The following is a 16598-nucleotide window of genomic DNA, read 5'->3' as shown; positions in this document are numbered from 1 at the left end:
CGTCCCGACGCTACGACGCGGGTGACTTAAAAATTTCCTAGGACATCCACGCTTTCCTCTTCTCTTGCCGACGGCGTGTTGGTAGCGTCACATCATGCTTGCGTATACCGCCGGGGACACTGACGTCCCGCTGATCGAGGAAACCATTGGCGCGAACTTTGAGCGGATCGCCGCCCGGTTCCCGTACCACGACGCCCTTATCGAGGCCGCCGCCGTCCCGGGCGGTGAAGCCCGGCGCTGGAGCTACGCCAAAATGAACGACGACGTCGACCGGCTGGCCCGCGCGCTGCTCGCCGTCGGCGTCGCCAAGGGGGAGCGGGTGGGAATCTGGAGCCCGAACTGCGCCGAGTGGACCCTGCTGCAATACGCCACCGCCAAGATCGGCGCCATCCTGGTCAACGTCAACCCGGCCTACCGCAGCCACGAACTCGAGTTCGTCGTGAAGCAAAACGGGATGAGGATGCTGGTCACGGCGCCGTCGGACAAGAACAGCGACTACACCGCCATGGCCCGGCAGGCCTTGGCGGAATGCCCGGAACTGAAGGAACTCGTGTTCCTGCCCGCGGGCCAGCCCGGACTCACCGGGGCGGAGCCGGAGAACGACGCCGAGCAGGGCTACGCGGAGCTGCTCCGCCGCGCCGACGACGTCCCCTATGCCGCGCTCAAGGACCGGATGGCGGGTCTGGATCCGCACGACGCCATCAACCTGCAGTACACCTCCGGCACCACGGGCTTCCCCAAGGGCGCGACGCTGACCCACCACAACCTGCTCAACAACGGCTACTCGATCGGTGAGCTGCTGGACTACACCGAACACGACAGGGTGGTCCTGCCGGTGCCCTTCTACCACTGCTTCGGCATGGTGATCGGCAACCTTGCGGCGCTCAGCCACGGCGCGGCCACCATCATCCCCGGCCGCGGCTTCTCGCCGGCCGCCGCGCTGGAAGCCGTCCAGGACTTCGGCGGCACCTCGCTCTACGGCGTCCCCACGATGTTCATCGCGGAGCTGGCGCTGCCGGACTTCGCGTCCTACGACCTCTCCACCCTGCGCACCGGGGTGATGGCCGGTTCCCTGTGCCCTATCGAGGTGATGAATCGGGTGATCGCGGAGATGAATATGCGCGATGTGGCCATCTGCTATGGCATGACGGAGACCTCGCCGGTGTCCACCATGACCCGCAGCGTGGACACCATGGAGCAGCGGACCCAGACCGTAGGCCGGACCATGCCGCAGCTGGAGAGCCGCATCATCGATCCCGTCAGCGGCGAGGTGCTGCAGCGCGGCGAGATCGGCGAACTGTGCACGCGCGGCTACTCGGTGATGCAGGGGTACTGGGACCAGCCGGAGAAGACCGCCGAGGCGATCGACCCCGAAGGCTGGATGCACACCGGCGACCTCGCCCGGATGGACAAGGACGGCTACATCGTGGTGGAGGGCCGGATCAAGGACATGGTGATCCGGGGCGGCGAGAACATCTACCCGCGCGAGATCGAGGAGTTCCTCTACACCCACCCGGACATCCAGGACGTGCAAGTGATCGGCGTTCCCGATGCCACCTATGGGGAGGAACTGATGGCGTGCGTGATCCTCAAGCCGGAGGCCGGCCCGATGGACGCCGAGTCCCTGGCAGGCTTCTGCCGCGGCAAGCTGGCGCACTACAAGATTCCCCGGTACGTGGAGGTCCGCGACAGTTTCCCGATGACCGTGTCCGGCAAGATCCGGAAGGTCGACATGCGGCTGGAGGCCGTGGCGCGCCTGGGCCTCTGACCCGGGTCCCCGGCCGGCGGGTCCTAGTGGTGGCGGTGGTCCTGGATGGTCATCCGTGCGCCGAAGACGGGTTTCCGGAACCCGCTGAGCCCGATCATCCGGACCACCCGCTGGCGGTGCCCGGCCCAGGGCGCCAGCAGCCGGATCATCCCGGCGTCGTCGGTGCGCCGGCCGGTCAGGGCCGCGCCCACGTAGGCGGCGAGGTGGTAGTCGCCCACCGCGATCGAATCGGGACAGCCGTGGGTGCGCTGCACTACCTCGGCCGCTGTCCAGATCCCGACCCCCGGGAGGGTCTGCAGTTTGGTGGCAGCCTCCGCCGAGGGCAGCCCGGCCAGCCGTTCGAGCGCCGCGGCGGAGCGGAGGACGCGCATGGCCGTGTCCGAGCGCTGCGGTCCGACGCCCGCCTTGTGCCACTCCCACGAGGGAATGGCGAGCCACTGCCGGGGCGTGGGCTGGACCATCAGGGTATCCGGGGCCACGGTGCCCGCACCCGGTGCCGGCGTCCCGAAGCGGTAGACCAGGTAGCGGTAGCCGCGGCGGGCCTCGATCACGGTGACCTTTTGTTCCATGATGGTCGGGACCAGGGCGTCGACCATGCGACCGGTGGCGGGCAGCCGGACGGCAGGGTTCCGGTGGCGGGCGTCCCGGACCATGCGGGGGAGCGTGGCGTGGAAGGACGGCTCGTCAAAGTCCGTCCAGTCGTCGTCGCCGCCCAGCAGCCGGGGAACGGCCGCAACGGCTTCCTCCGCGCCGGGACCCCAGGCCCGGGCATCGACTAAAGGATCCGACGCCGGTCCTTGGGCTACCAGGCGCAGGCTGGCCGGACCGGCCGCGGTGGTGAAGGCCAGCCACACGCCGTCGGCGGCGACCTTGACGGCCGGGTCGCCGTGGCCGCGGCGCAGCGGGCTGATGGTCTGCAACAGGTCGAACGGGCCGCCCGGACGCCAGCGCAGCGAGGCATCCGCGGACGCGGACGCGCCGGCGGACAGTTCTGCGGTGGTCATGCTTCCATGTTCCCACGGAGCTCCGACGCCGAGTCGAACGGCCCTGACCGGCGGCCCGACTCCGGTCCTACAATCCCCCCAGGAGAAGCGGGTCCGGGCCGAAGGCGCGGACCCCGGACGGACAGGAGCGGATCATGGGCGGCGGCGTGGTGCACTTTGAACTTCCCGCGGACGACGAGGACCGGGCACGCGGTTTCTACAAGGCGGTGTTCGGCTGGACCTTCCAGGTGATGCCGGAAATGGAATACAGCCTGGCGCTGACCACTCCGATGGATGAGCACGGCCGGCCAGCGGTGGCGGGGTCCATCAATGGTGGCATCTTCCGCCGCGGCGAGCTGCGCGCGCCCGTGGTCACCATCGACGTCGAGGACATCGACGCCGCCCTTCGGGACATCGCCGCCCGCGGCGGCGCCGTCCTGCGCGGCAAGATGGAGGTGCCGGGCTCCGGCTGGAACGCCTACTTCACGGACACCGAGGGCAACGTGGTGGGGCTGTGGCAGAACGCCGTTCCCGCCGAGGATGCCGCCGGCGGTTAGGGCAGCGTTCAGTGCCAGGACAGGGTCAGTGCATCCCGCTGGTCAGCCACAGCGCCACGACCGCCAGCGGCAGCGTGAGGACGATGGCCGCGAGGCCGGCCAGGGCGAAGCCGCCCCAACGGATCTCCACATTCAAGGCCCGCAGCCGCTCGTGCCAGAGCAGGGTGGCCAGGGAGGCCCACGGGGTCACCAGCGGACCCAGGTTCACGCCGATCAGCAGGGCCGCCAGCCGCACGGGCGATCCGCCCACGGGCTCGAGGGCCAGGTAGGCGGGGAGATTGTTGACGACGTTGGCCGCCCCCGCGCCGAGGCCCGCCAGCTGCAGCAGCGCGGGCAGGCTGTCCCCGGACCCGGCGATTCCCGCCAGGGCACGGGTCAGGCCGTTGGAGTGCAGGGTCTCCACCACCATGAAGAGTCCCACCGTGAGCACCAGCGGGCGCCACGGCACCATGGACCAGCGCAGCGAGGACCGGCGGCGCCAGAGGAACAGCACCAGCAGCACCGCGGCCGCGATGCCGGCCGGGATGTAGACCGGCAGGCCGGAGACCAGGGCCGGCAGCAGGAGAATCATGACGCCCGATGACGCGTAGAGCAGTACCTTGTCCCGGACCCCGTGCGGGGCCTGGCGGCCGTATCCGCCGCGCAGGTCCTTGCGGAACGCCAGCCACAGCAGCACCAGCGGCAGCAGGATGCCCACCAGCGAGGGAGCCCAGACCAGGCCCGCGAAGCCGGCGGGGCTCAGGCCCAGCCGCGACTGGGCCAGCAGGTTGGTCAGGTTCGAGACCGGCAGCAACAGCGAGGCCGTATTGGCCAGCCAGATGGTGGTCAGGGCGAACGGCAGGGGAGGGATGCGCGCGTGCACCGCCAGCAGGACGACGACGGGCGTGACCAGCACCGCCGTCGTATCCAGTGACAGGAAGATGGTGGAGACCGTGGACAAGCCGATCACCAGCAGCCACAGCAGCAGGACCCGGCCCCGGCCCCACGCCGCCAACCGGTCCGTCACAGCCCGGAACAGGCCGGCGTCGTCCACCAGTTCGGTCACCAGGGACATGGCCACCACGAACGCCAGCACGGGAACCGTGCGGTCGGCCAGTTCGCCGAACGCCGGCAGCGGCAGCAGGCCCACTGCCAGCGCCAGGATGCCGGCCAGCAGCATGCCGCCGGGAACCGCGTAGCTGCGCAGCGCAGGCAGCCAGGAATTTCGCTTCACCGGCTAATCCTCGCACCCGCGCGGGCCCCGCACGGCACGGGAGCGGCCCGGCGGCGCGAAGACGGTAACTTGGTAGTCATGAAGTACGCGCCGTCCGTCCTGGACCTCATCGGCAACACGCCCCTCGTCAAGCTCAACCACGTCACCGAAGGCATCGCGGCGACAGTGCTGGTGAAAGTGGAATACCTCAACCCCGGCGGGTCCATCAAGGACCGGATCGCGGCGAAGATGATCGACGAGGCCGAGCGCAGCGGCAAGCTCAAGCCCGGCGGCACCATCGTGGAACCGACCTCCGGCAACACCGGCGTCGGCCTGGCCCTGGTGGCCCAGCAGAAGGGCTACCGCTGCATCTTCGTGGTCCCGGACAAGGTGGGCGAGGACAAGCGCTCCGTGCTGCAGGCCTACGGCGCTGAGGTGGTTGTCACCCCCACCGCCGTCGCCCCGGACAGCCCGCACAGCTACTACGGCGTCTCGGACCGGCTGGTCCGGGAAATCCCCGGCGCGTACAAGCCTGACCAGTTCTCCAACCCCGCAGCCCCCGGCAGCCACTACGAGACCACCGGCCCGGAAATCTGGCGGGACACCGATGGCCGGGTCACCCACTGCGTGATCGGCGCGGGCACCGGCGGAACCATCACCGGCACCGGCCGCTACCTCAAGGAAGTCTCCGCGGACCGGCCCGAGTCCGAGGGCGGCGTCGTCAAGATCATCGGCGCCGACCCCGCCGGCTCGGTCTACTCCGGCGGCACCGGCCGTCCCTACTTCGTCGAGGGCGTCGGCGAGGACATGTGGCCCGGCAACTACGACAAGGGCGTCCCGGACGAGGTCCTCGCCGTCACCGACGCCGACTCCTTCGCCATGACCCGCCGCCTGGCCCGCGAGGAGGGCCTCCTGGTGGGCGGTTCCTCCGGCATGGCCGTGGTCGCCGCGCTGCGGGCCGCCAAGGACCTGCCGGCCGACGCCGTCGTGGTGGTTATCCTGCCCGACTCCGGCCGCGGCTACCTGGCCAAGATCTTCAATGACCAGTGGATGCGCTCCTACGGCTTCCTCGCCAGCGGCGACGAGGCCTCCGTGGAAGAGGTGCTCAAGGCCAAAACCGGGGAACTGCCCGACCTGGTGCACATCCACCCGAACGAGTCCGTCCGCGACGTCATCAACATCATGAACGAGTACGGCGTCTCGCACATCCCGGTCCTCTCGCAGGAACCGCCCGTGGTGATGGGCGAGGTCCTCGGCTCCGTCGACGAACGCACGCTGACCGCCAAGCTGTTCCGCGGCGAGGCCGCCCTCACGGACAAGATCTCCGAACACATGGAGCCCCGCCTGCCCGTGATCGGTTCGCTCGAATCGATCTCGACCGCCCGCGAACTCCTCTCCGACGCGGACACCCTGATGGTGACCTTCGTCGGCGCGCCGGTGGGCATCCTCACCCGCCACGACCTCCTCGCCTACCTCAGCAACTGACACCTCCAAGGAGTCCCATGTCCTCGTCTGACAGCACCCCCGCAGGCTTCAACACCCGCGCCGTCCACGCCGGCCAGGCCTTCGAGCCGCGCACCGGTGCCGTGGTCCCGCCGCTGCACTTCTCCTCCACCTATGCCCAGGACGGCATCGGCGGACTCCGCTCCGGCTACGAGTACGGCCGCGGCGGCAACCCCACCCGCGACGCGCTGCAGGAGCAGCTCGCCGCGCTTGAGGGCGGATCGCACGCTTACTCCTTCGGCTCCGGCCTGGCCGCCGAGGACTCGATGATCCGCGCCCTGACCCGGCCCGGGGACCACATCGTCCTCGGCAACGACGCCTACGGCGGAACCTACCGCCTGATCAGCCGCGTCCTTGGCGAGTGGGGGATCGGCAACACCCCGGTGGACATGTCCGACCTGGACGCCGTCGCCGCCGCGGTCGCCGCCAACCAGACCCGGCTGGTCTGGGTGGAGACCCCGTCCAACCCGATGATGAAGATCACCGACATCGCCGCGCTCGCCACGGTGGCGCACGACGCCGGGGCCCTCCTGGTTGTGGACAACACCTTCGCGTCCCCGTACCTGCAGAACCCGCTGGCGCTGGGCGCCGACGTGGTCGTCCACTCCACCACCAAGTACATCGGCGGCCACTCCGACGTCGTCGGCGGCGCGATCGTGGTCAACGACCCGGAGCTGGCCGAGAAGATCGGCTTCGTGCAGTTCGCCGTCGGCGCCGTGTCCGGGCCGATGGACGCCTTCCTGACCACCCGCGGGCTGAAGACCCTCGGCGTGCGGATGGACCGGCACAGCGACAACGCCCAGGCCGTAGCCGAATGGCTGCTGCAGCGCCCCGAGGTGGAAGCCGTGCTCTACCCGGGCCTTCCCTCGCACCCCGGCCACGAACTGGCGAAGAAGCAGATGAAGAAGTTCGGCGGCATGGTCTCCGTGCAGTTCAAGGGCGGCGAGCAGGCTGCCCGCACGGTGGCGGAATCCACCTCCGTGTTCACGCTGGCCGAATCCCTCGGCGGCATCGAGTCGCTGATGAACTACCCCTCGGAGATGACGCACGCCTCCGTCAAGGGCACCGAGCTGGCCGTCCCGGAGAACCTGCTCCGGCTCTCCTGCGGCATCGAGGACGTGGAGGACCTGATCGCGGACCTCGAGCAGGCCTTCTCCCGGCTCCAGCCGGGCAGCTAGCGCCGGTGTCCGTTCTCTCCACGCCGGCCCGCACCCCGCTGCGCGGCTGGCTCGCGACGGCGGCCGGTGCGGCCGCCGTCGTCGTTGCCCTGGTGGTCCTCTACACGGCCTACGAGCCGCTCATGAACGACTTCGAGGTCTACTTCTACGGCGGCAACCGCGTGCTGCAGACCGGCGAGACCGGGGTGAACGAACTCTACGCACCCCGGGAAGGGCTGCCGTTCACCTACCCGCCGTTCGCGGCCTTGGTCTTCGCCGCGATGGCCCTGCTGGGGTCCGCCGGCGGCAGCACGGTCTTCACGGCGACGGCGCTGCTGGGCGCCCTCGTGGTCTCCGCCTGGCTTACCCGGCACTACTTCGGACTGGGCCGGTGGCGGGACGCGGCCGCCGACTGGCGGTTCCGCTCCGTGACCCTGGCCGGCACCGCCGCGATGCTGCTGCTGGGACCCTGGCGGGACACCTTCGACTTCGGCCAGATCAACATCATCCTGATGGGCCTGATCCTGGCCGACTTCGCCCTCTACGGAAAGTCCCGCGCGGGGGAGCTGCGCTGGCCCGCGGGGCTGCTGATCGGCGTCGCCGCCGGCATCAAGCTGACCCCGCTGGCGTTCGGGCTGTACTTCCTGGTCCGCCGCGACTTCAAGGCACTGGCCTGGATGGCCGCCGGCTTCTTCGGCTCGATCGCCCTGGCCTGGGCGCTGCTGCCGGCCGCCTCGGTCACCTTCTGGACCAAAATCCTCCCGGACACCGGCAGGATCGGCGGCCCGGGCTACGTGGACAACCTCTCGGTCAAGGGCCTGCTGCTGCACCTGGGCCTGCCGGATGCCACCTCCACCACCCTGCTCTGGCTGGTGCTGTCGCTGGCGCTGGCCGCCGTGGCCGCGCTGGTCATCCACTGGGCGCTGGCCGCCGACGAGAACTTCGTGGCCGTCTCCGCCACCGCCGTGCTGATGCTGCTGGTCAGCCCCGTCTCCTGGTCCCACCACTGGGTCTGGATGGCCGTCGCGCTGCCCTGCCTGGGCTTCGCCATCCACCGGGTGCCCTCCCGGAACGGCCGCATGAGGATCGCCGGGTGGGTCATCCTTGTCGCCACCGCCGCGGCGTTCTACCTGACGCCCAAGTACCTGGCGGTCCTGGCCGGGGCGCACGAGTGGGGCAAGGGACCGCACACCCAGTGGCAGCTGACCCTCGCCAGCCTGGGCGTGCTGTGCGGGATCGCGATGCTGGCCTACTGGGCCCTGGCGTACCGGCCGTCCCGCACCGCCCTCCGCTCCCGGGACTGATCCCGGAAAAATCTGGCTTTCTTGAAAGAAGTCAGCTAGCCTGCCGGTATGGCACTGAGATCCGACTGGTCCGAGCGCACCTGCAGCATGGCCCGTGGCCTGGACATCCTCGGCGACCCCTGGGGCATCCTCGTCCTCCGCGAGATCTTCTTCGGCAACGGCCGGTTCGATGCGATCAAGGACCGGCTGGGCGCCTCGGACTCGGTGCTGACCCGGCGGCTCGCGGCGCTCGTCGAGGCCGGACTGCTCACCCGCCGCCCCTACGACGACGGCGGCCGGAGCCGAGAGGAATACGTGCTCACCGCCAAGGGCCAGGACGCGCTGCCGGTGCTCAACGCCGTCGTCATCTGGGCCGAAAAGCACCTGCCCGCCCCCACCCCGGAGGCCCACATGTTCGTGGTCCACACCGGCTGCGGGCAGCGGACCAGCTCCGCCGACACCTGCACCGGCTGCGGCGAGCGGCTGAGCGCCGGCAACACCAGCTGGCATAGCCTCACCCGGACAGACCGGCCCGTCCCGCTGGCCACAGCCCCCGCTCCGCGGAACGGAGCCGCGGCATGAGCGCCCGGCCCGCCGGTTCTGCGGACGTCGCCGCGTCGACCCGGCCCCCGTCGGGCCGCCGGCACCGGATCCACCCCGCGTGGACGGTGGCGGCCGTCGCGTTCCTGGCCCTGGTGGGCGCGGCAGGATTCAGGGCCGCTCCCGGCGTGCTGATGGTCCCGCTGCAGCAGGAATTCGGCTGGTCCACCACGGTCCTCTCCGCCGCGGTCAGCATTAACCTGGTCCTGTTCGGCCTCACCGCACCCTTCGCTGCGGCCCTGATGGAGCGCTTCGGCATCCGGGCCGTCACCGCCGTCGCCCTGGCGCTGATCGGCGCCGGCAGTGCCCTCACCGTCCTGGTGAACCAGTCCTGGCAGATCCTCCTCACGTGGGGGCTGCTGATCGGGCTCGGCACCGGCTCCATGGCGCTGGTCTTCGCGGCCACCATAGCCAACACCTGGTTCGCCACGAGGCGGGGCCTGGTGACCGGCATCCTCACTGCCGGAAGCGCGGCCGGGCAGCTGGTCTTCCTGCCCTTCATCGCGGCCCTGGCCCAGCACCCCGGCTGGCGGCAGGCCTCCCTGCTGATCGCTGCCGGGGCCCTGGCCGTGGTCCCGCTGGTGCTGAAGTTCCTGAAGAATTCCCCGGCCGACGCCGGCGTCCTGCCCTACGGGGCCGAGACCCCGGAGGCGTTCGAGGCCGGCCCGGCACCCGTCCCGCGCGTCAACGCCGCCGTCCGGGCCCTCCGGGTGCTTCGCCGGGCCAGCAGGATCCGCACCTTCTGGGCCCTCGTGGCCGGCTTCGCCATCTGCGGCGCCACCACTAACGGGCTCATCGGCACCCACTTCATCCCCTCCGCGCACGACCACGGCATGCCGGAGACCACCGCGGCGGGGCTGCTGGCCGTCGTCGGGATCTTCGACATCGTCGGCACCATCGCGTCCGGCTGGTTCACGGACCGCTTCAACCCGCGGGTGCTGCTCGCCGTGTACTACCAGTTCCGCGGCATCGGGCTGCTGGTGCTCCCGCTCCTCCTCGGTGCCGAGGTCCAGCCCAGCATGATCGTCTTCGTTGTCATCTACGGCCTCGACTGGGTGGCCACCGTCCCGCCCACCGCGGCGATCTGCCGTCAGGTGTTCGGCGCCGACGGGGGCGTTGTCTTCGGCTGGGTGTTCGCCGCCCACCAGCTCGGCGCCGCAGCGGCCGCGCTGGCCGCCGGGGCCGTCCGGGACGCCACCGGGCAGTACACCTACGCCTGGTTTGCCGCGGCCGCAATGTGCACCATCGCGGCGGTCATCAGCGCCACGATCCGCAAGGACGCCGGGCGCGACGCCAAGGTCGCGGTGCCGGCCTGAGCACTCGGTAGGATGAACGGCGGGGACGGGCACAGACGCCGCCGGCGCGCTGCGCCGTCGTCCCGCTGCAGCATCTATTGGGGGATCCACACATGCCACTGCTCGACGCCGACTACCCGCACGCCCCGTCGTCCGCACTCGCGGACGCCCCGACGAGGGTTCCGGGCCGCCGACGCCTCGGCGTTGCCATCGCTGGCGCCCTGCTTCCGCTGGGTCTGGCCGCCGTCGCCCTGGCGGTGTGGCATTGGCTGTCCGGCTGGGGTGAGCAGGGCCTGGACTTCAGCGTCTACTGGTACGGCGGGAAGATCCTCAACGACGCGGGCCCGACGGCGTCGGAGCTCTATCGGGGCAATGTCGACTGGGCCGGAGGACCGGGCCTGCCATTTACCTACCCGCCTTTCGCCGCCCTCCTCTTCAGCCTGCTGGCCCTGCTGCCCGAAAAGATCGCACTGAACCTGTTCAACACCGCCGGCGTGATCACCGCCCTCTGGGTCGCGGTCCGGGCGGTCCGCTACTGGACAGCAAAAGCCGACTGGCGGGCCGTTTTCCGGTCCCTGAGCAACCACTGGGCCGCAGCCGTGCTGGTCCTGGCCGTGATCAATCTCGGCCCCTGGCGCGAGACACTGGCCTTCGGACAAATCAACATCCTGCTGATGGGCATGATGGCGGCGGACCTGCTGGCGCGGAACCCCCGCCGGGCGCACGTTGTCCCTGGCAGCGGGTTCCTGGTGGGGGTCGCAGCGGGCATCAAGCTGACGCCGCTCGTCTTCGGGCTCTATTTCCTGGTTCGCAAGGACTGGCGCGGCCTGCTGAACATGGGCGCGGGATTCCTCACCACCGTGCTGCTCGGAGCGCTGCTGCGCCCGGCCGAGTCCGTGGAGTTCTGGTTCCGGATCCTGCCGGACACCTCGCGGATCGGCGGCGCGGGCTACGTGGACAACCTCTCGCTCAAGGGCGCGCTGTTGCACTTCGGAGTTCCCGAGAACGCCGTGACCGTGCCCTGGCTGGTACTGAGCCTGCTCGTGGTGGCGCTGGCGGCCGGCATCATCAAGTCCGCGAGCGAACAGGGAGCCCGGGTGGTCGCCATCTCAACGACGGCCCTCACCATGCTCTTGATCAGCCCCGTCTCCTGGTCCCACCACTGGGTGTGGGTCGCCGTCGTCCTGCCGGCCTTCGCCTGGACCCTGCGCGAAACCCCCGACCTCTACCGTGGGACGCGCGGGCTGATGGGTGCGGTGCTGGGCGTCTCCGTCCTGGTGTTCTTCTTCTCGCCGAAGACGATCGGCACGGCGTTCGGCGCGCAGAACCTCGACGTCCAGACGCCGGGGCTCTGGATCATGGCCTCAAGCGCCGGGGTCTTCTGCGCCGTCGCCCTGCTGTTGTGCTGGCGGCTGGCCTTGCGCCGCGGGTCGCTGGCCCACACCTTCGACGTGCACACCGCGCCAACGCCGGTCCGCGCACCGGCTGCCGCGCGGGCCGCGCTAGGCTGAGGCGCATGACCTCGACTCCCGCTGCCCCCGACCCCGCCCCGGTTCAGCGCAGGACGGCAATGGTGACCGGCGTCGGGCGGCTCGCGGGCCTCGGGGCCGGCATCGCGCGGCGGCTGGCCGCCGACGGCTGGGACCTGGTGCTCACCTACTGGCAGGACTACGACGCCCGGATGCCCTGGGGCGTCCAGCCGGACGACGTCGAACGCCTCACCGCCGAACTGCAGGCCACCGGGGCGGCGGTGGTGGCGGTACCCGCCGACTTCGAGGATCCGCAGGCCGTCGACGTGCTGATGGCCACGGTCGCGGAGGAGGGCGGCACCCTGCACGGACTGGTGCTCAGCCACGCGGAATCCGTGGACTCAGGCATCCTGGACACGTCCCTGGCGAGCTTTGAACGGCACTTCGCCGTCAACACCCGCGCCAGCTGGCAGCTGATCGCGGCGTTTGCCAGGCAGGCGCCGGTCGAAGGCGGCGCAATCGTGGCGCTCACCAGCGACCACACCGCCTTCAACCTGTCCTACGGGGCGTCCAAGGGCGCCCTGGACCGGATCGTGATAGCCGCGGCGCGGGAGCTGGGACCGCAGGGAATCAGCGCCAACGCGCTCAACCCCGGCCCCGTGGACACCGGCTGGATGGATGCGCAGCTGCGCCAGGAGCTGGCCGGGCGGCAGCCCGGCGGACGGCTCGGCACCCCCGCGGACGTTGCCGGGACGGTGGCGTTCCTGCTCTCGCCCGAGGGCCGCTGGATCTCCGGCCAGCTGGTCAAGGCCGACGGCGGCTTCTCCGCCTGACGCCCCTTAGCCCGGGCCCCGAACCGCTAGCGGAACGCCGGGAGACCGGTGATGTGCTGGCCCAGCACCAGGGTGTGCACCTCGTCGGTGCCCTCGTAGGTGCGCACCGATTCGAGGTTGGCCGCGTGCCGCAGCGGTGAGTAGTCCAGGGTGATGCCGTTGCCGCCCAGGATGGTCCTGGCCTCCCGGGCGATCGCAATGGCTTCCCGGACGTTGTTGAGCTTGCCGAGGGAAATCTGCTCGGGCCGCAGCTGGCCGGCGTCCTTGAGCCTGCCCAGCTGCAGGGCCAGCAGCGTCCCCTTCTGGATTTCCAGCAGCATGTTCACCAGCTTCTCCTGCGTCAGCTGGTAGCCGGCCAGCGGTTTGCCGAACTGCAGGCGCTCCTGCGCGTAGCGGAGCGCCGCCTCGTAGGAATCCCGGGCCGCGCCCATGGCACCCCAGGCGATCCCGTAGCGGGCTTCGTTCAGGCAGCTGAACGGGCCGCGCAGTCCGCGAGCGGATGGGAGCAGCGCCTCGGGTCCCAGCCGGACGCCGTCGAAGGTGATGTCGCACTGGATCGAGGCGCGCATCGAGAGCTTCTGCCGGATCGGCGCGGCCGTGACCCCGGCGGTGCCGGCCGGAACAAGGAAGCCGCGCACGCCGTCGTCGGTCATGGCCCAGACCACCATGATGTCCGCCACGGAAGCCAGACCGATCCAGCGCTTGGCGCCGTCCAGGATCCAGCCGGCGTCCTCGCCGCTGCCGTCCCGGCGGGCGAAGGTTTGCATGGCGGCGGGATCTGAGCCGGCGGTGGGTTCGGTCAGGGCGAAGCAGCCGATCGCCTCGCCCGCGGCCATGCGCGGCAGCCACTGCTGCTTCTGGTCCTCGGAGCCCCACAGGTGGATGGCGGTCATGGCCAGCGAACCCTGAACCGAGACGAACGTGCGGATGCCGGAGTCCCCTGCCTCCAGCTCCATCGCGGCCAGGCCGTACTCGACGGCGGAACGGCCCGGGCAGCCGTAGCCCTCCAGCTGCATGCCCAACACGCCCAGCTCGCCGAGCTCCGGGGCCAGGTCCAGCGGGAACACGCCCTCGTCGAACCACTCGGCAATCCCGGGCCGGATCCGCTGCCGGGTGAAGTCGCGGACCTTCTCCCGGACGGCCAGCTCCTCGGAGCTGAGCAGGGAATCGATGGCGAGGACGTCGGAGACGTCGGACACTTCGGCGGGTCGGCTCATGCGGCCATCCTACGGCCGGGCGCCGTCGACCGCGGGCTCCGTCCGCGTGGGCCGGACGAAATAGTCCCGCGTGGCGGGGGCGAAGCGGCAGACGGCGGCGAGGACCACACCCAGTGCCAGCAGCACTACCCCGCTGACGAAGGCCCCGCCGACGCCGAAGATGGTGGTGTTGCCGTAGCCCGGGTCCCACATCTGCACCGCGGAGACCACGAACGCTGCCGTCAGCGCCACGGCCCCGACGGCGGGCAGGATCCCGCGGAACCACAGGCTCCGGGCCGAAGCGCGCAGGGTCCCGCGGAAGTACCAGACACAGGCGAACCCGGTCAGGGCGTAGTAGAAGGCGATGAAGAGGCTGATCGAGCTGATCGAATCGGCCAGCAGGTTCTGGCTCAGGATGCTCATCAGCACGTAGTAGCCCACCGCCGCGGCGCCCATCACCTGGGTGGAGAACCCGGGGGTCTGGTTGCGCGGGTGAACGTGGGCGAAGCGCCGGGGGAGCGCGCCGTGCACGCCCATCGAGAGTGTGCCGCGGGCCGTCGGGAGGATAGTGGTCTGGGTCGAGGACAGCACCGAGGCAAGGACCGCGACCACGATCAGCCAGCCCCAGGGGCCGAGTACGGTGTCCTTCATCGCCAGGAAAACGTCGCTGCGGTTGGCCTCGTTGCCCAGCCCGATCCCGTCCGTGCCGACCGAGGCATACATCATCACCAGCAACGCCACCGAGACATAGATCGCCACCAGGACCACGGCGGAGAGCACCGCGCCGCGGCCGGGAGTGGTGGCCGGGTGCTCGGTCTCCTCGTTGACCGCCAGGCAGGTGTCCCAGCCCCAGTAGATGAACAGGGCCAGCAGCACCCCGTGCACCGCAGCGCCCGGATCGGTGACGAGCGCCGCCGGGTTGAACCAGGCCGGGTCGAACGGCTGGCCCGAGGCTGCGGGGCTGCCGGCGGCGATCTGGACGATCAGGGCCACGGCGAAGATGCCGAGGGACACGTACTGGACGTAGGTCAGGGTGCGCTGGACGTGCTCGCCCAGCCTGATTCCGCGATAGTTCACCAGGGTCATGAAGACGATGAAGACGACGCCGGTGGCCGTTACCACCAGCGGGTTGCCGGCGAGCGACCCGTCGCCGATCAGCAGCCAGAGGTACTGCCCGGCGACCTGGGCGAGGTTCGCCAACACCACGATCCCTGCCAGCGCCACGCCCCAGCCGCCCAGCCACCCGGCCCACGGGCCGAAGGCGCTGCGGGCCCAGGTGAAGGTGGTGCCGCAGTCCGGCATGGCGCTGTTGAGCTCGCGGAAGGCGTACGCGATGAAGAGGACCGGAATGAAGCCCAGGAGCAGGATCAGCGGCGTCGCATTGCCGTTGACGGCCATGATCAGGCCCAGGGTGGCGGCGAGGGAGTACACCGGGGCCGTTGAGGCCAGGCCCAGCATGACGGAGTCGCCCAAGTCCAGGATGCCGGCGCGCAGGCCCTTGGCCGGGACGGCTTCCGCGGCTCCGGGCGCCGCCGTGGAGGGGATGGTCATAGCGCGATACCTGCCTTGGTGGAGTTCTGGCCGGCCGGGGGAGCGGGGGCCGGGGCGTCAATGGTGTTGGGGACGAAGCGGCAGAAGTAGTCGGTGACAGGGCCGTCGGATTCGCGGATCCCGCAGCCGACCGATTCGCCGTCGACCACCCACAGCCCCAGCACCGGCCGGTTGCCGTCGAAGTCCGGCAGGGCATGGAACTGCTGGTAGCACCAGCCCTCCCGGCCGTAGTCCCCGGGCTGCTCCAGGCTGAGGCCGTCGGCGTGGATCCGGATGTTGTCCCCCTCCCGGCCGTGCAGCGGTTTGGCGACCCATTCCCGCAGCGGGCCCGGGCCGTCCAGATAGGCTGGCAGCAGGTTGGGGTGGCCGGGGTAAAGGTGCCACAGCGCGGCAAGGAGTGCCTTGTTGGAGAGCAGCATCTTCCACGCCGGTTCCACCCAGCGGGGATTGGAGGCCCGCTGGAAGAGCCGCTGGCCAAACGGTTCCTTGATCATCAGCTCCCAGGGGTAAAGCTTGAACATGGTGCTGATCAGGTAGTTGTCCAGGTCCACGAACCGGTTGAGGTTGGGATCCCAGCCGATGTCCGACATGTTGATCCCAACGGTGCTCCAGCCGGCCTGCTCGGCCACGTCGCGCATGTACGCGGCGGTCATCCAGTCCTCGCCGGATTCCTCCTCCTCAGCGTGGGCCACGTGCAGGGTGCTCATCCCGGTCCGGTACTGGAGCTTGCGCCACTGCCGGATCAGGGCCTCATGGATGCCGTTCCACTGGTCCTTTTCTGGGTGGACGTCCTGCAGCCAGAACCATTGGGCGACGGCGGCCTCGATCAGGCCGGTGGGGGTGTCCGCGTTGTACTCGAGCATCTTCGCCGGGCCGCCGCCCCCGTCGTAGACGAAGTCGAAGCGGCCGTAGATGTCCACGTCGCCGGCCTGCAGCGATGCGGCCGCCAGCTCGAGTGCCTGCGGGCCGATGCCGATCCCGCCCATCGCCCCGGTGGCCAGGAACTTTGCCGCCTCCAGGCACATGAGGTGCATCTGCTCGGCAGTGGTCTCCAGCGTCTCCACCTCGTCCATGGTGAATTCGTAGTAGGCGTCCTCGTGCCAGTACTCGAGGGTTTTCCCGTCGGGAAGCTCGGTGGTGGAAAACACCAGGCCCTGTGATTCGATCCGGGCCTTCCAGTCCGGGCGGGGTGTGGAGTGCAGCCGTTTCAT

Annotated in this window: 14 protein-coding genes; 9 read left to right on the top strand and 5 right to left on the bottom strand. The window is 70.1% G+C overall.

All coding sequences use genetic code 11. The features are described from left to right. Nucleotides 1-94 precede the first annotated feature (94 nt). Entirely contained in the window at nt 95-1768 is a 1674-nt protein-coding gene (locus tag AB0O44_RS01880; RefSeq protein WP_364133519.1) for an AMP-binding protein, read from the top strand. A gap of 23 nt (nt 1769-1791) precedes the next feature. Here the strand turns inward: AB0O44_RS01880 and AB0O44_RS01875 are convergent, their stop codons facing one another. Further along, entirely contained in the window at nt 1792-2772 is a 981-nt protein-coding gene (locus tag AB0O44_RS01875; RefSeq protein WP_364133516.1) for a 3-methyladenine DNA glycosylase, read from the bottom strand. 134 nt (nt 2773-2906) lie between these two features. Here AB0O44_RS01875 and AB0O44_RS01870 point away from each other — a divergent pair, with 134 nt between their 5' ends. After that, nucleotides 2907-3308, top strand: coding sequence for a VOC family protein (locus AB0O44_RS01870; protein ID WP_364133513.1), 402 nt, complete (start codon nt 2907-2909; stop codon nt 3306-3308). Between the two features lie 25 nt (nt 3309-3333). Here AB0O44_RS01870 and AB0O44_RS01865 read toward each other — a convergent pair whose 3' ends face one another. Continuing rightward, complete coding sequence (locus AB0O44_RS01865; protein WP_364133510.1) at nt 3334-4521, bottom strand: SLC13 family permease; 1188 nt, start codon at nt 4519-4521, stop codon at nt 3334-3336. Nucleotides 4522-4599: 78 nt separating this feature from the next. Between AB0O44_RS01865 and AB0O44_RS01860 the strand changes: the two genes are divergently transcribed. From AB0O44_RS01860 to AB0O44_RS01830, 7 genes are all read left to right on the top strand, one after another. Further along, nucleotides 4600-5985 carry a cystathionine beta-synthase gene (locus tag AB0O44_RS01860; RefSeq protein ID WP_364133507.1) on the top strand — a complete coding sequence of 462 codons (1386 nt, stop codon included), beginning with the start codon at nt 4600-4602 and terminating at the stop codon, nt 5983-5985. Nucleotides 5986-6002: 17 nt separating this feature from the next. After that, entirely contained in the window at nt 6003-7181 is a 1179-nt protein-coding gene (locus AB0O44_RS01855; protein ID WP_290256001.1) for a cystathionine gamma-synthase, read from the top strand. A 5-nt stretch (nt 7182-7186) separates the two neighbouring features. Continuing rightward, nucleotides 7187-8464 (top strand): glycosyltransferase 87 family protein, encoded by a 1278-nt coding sequence (locus AB0O44_RS01850; protein ID WP_364133504.1) that lies wholly within the window; start codon nt 7187-7189, stop codon nt 8462-8464. Nucleotides 8465-8512: 48 nt separating this feature from the next. After that, a complete protein-coding gene (locus AB0O44_RS01845) occupies nt 8513-9025 on the top strand; it encodes a helix-turn-helix domain-containing protein (protein WP_364133501.1) in 513 nt (170 codons plus the stop codon). Then, entirely contained in the window at nt 9022-10359 is a 1338-nt protein-coding gene (locus tag AB0O44_RS01840) for an MFS transporter (RefSeq protein WP_364133499.1), read from the top strand. Before AB0O44_RS01845 ends, AB0O44_RS01840 begins: the two co-directional genes overlap by 4 nt. A gap of 92 nt (nt 10360-10451) precedes the next feature. Beyond that, nucleotides 10452-11849 carry a glycosyltransferase 87 family protein gene (locus AB0O44_RS01835; RefSeq protein WP_364133496.1) on the top strand — a complete coding sequence of 466 codons (1398 nt, stop codon included), beginning with the start codon at nt 10452-10454 and terminating at the stop codon, nt 11847-11849. Between the two features lie 5 nt (nt 11850-11854). Beyond that, on the top strand, nt 11855-12640 hold the full coding sequence (locus AB0O44_RS01830; protein ID WP_364133493.1) for an SDR family oxidoreductase: 786 nt from the start codon (nt 11855-11857) through the stop codon (nt 12638-12640). Between the two features lie 26 nt (nt 12641-12666). Here the strand turns inward: AB0O44_RS01830 and AB0O44_RS01825 are convergent, their stop codons facing one another. Genes AB0O44_RS01825 through AB0O44_RS01815 form a run of 3 tightly spaced genes read right to left on the bottom strand, consistent with a single transcriptional unit; the run spans nt 12667 to nt 16598 of the window. Then, nucleotides 12667-13857, bottom strand: a complete 1191-nt coding sequence (locus AB0O44_RS01825; protein ID WP_364133490.1) for an acyl-CoA dehydrogenase family protein — start codon at nt 13855-13857, stop codon at nt 12667-12669. 9 nt (nt 13858-13866) lie between these two features. Continuing rightward, nucleotides 13867-15387 (bottom strand): APC family permease, encoded by a 1521-nt coding sequence (locus tag AB0O44_RS01820; protein WP_364133488.1) that lies wholly within the window; start codon nt 15385-15387, stop codon nt 13867-13869. Beyond that, nucleotides 15384-16598: a glutathionylspermidine synthase family protein gene (locus AB0O44_RS01815; RefSeq protein ID WP_364133485.1), complete on the bottom strand. Its 1215-nt coding sequence runs from the start codon at nt 16596-16598 to the stop codon at nt 15384-15386. Before AB0O44_RS01815 ends, AB0O44_RS01820 begins: the two co-directional genes overlap by 4 nt.

Source organism: Arthrobacter sp. NPDC080082 (assembly GCF_040686595.1).
Taxonomy (GTDB): Bacteria; Actinomycetota; Actinomycetes; order Actinomycetales; family Micrococcaceae; genus Arthrobacter.
Note: the sequence above shows the minus strand (reverse complement) of the source record. Positions and strands in the feature narration are given on the sequence as shown.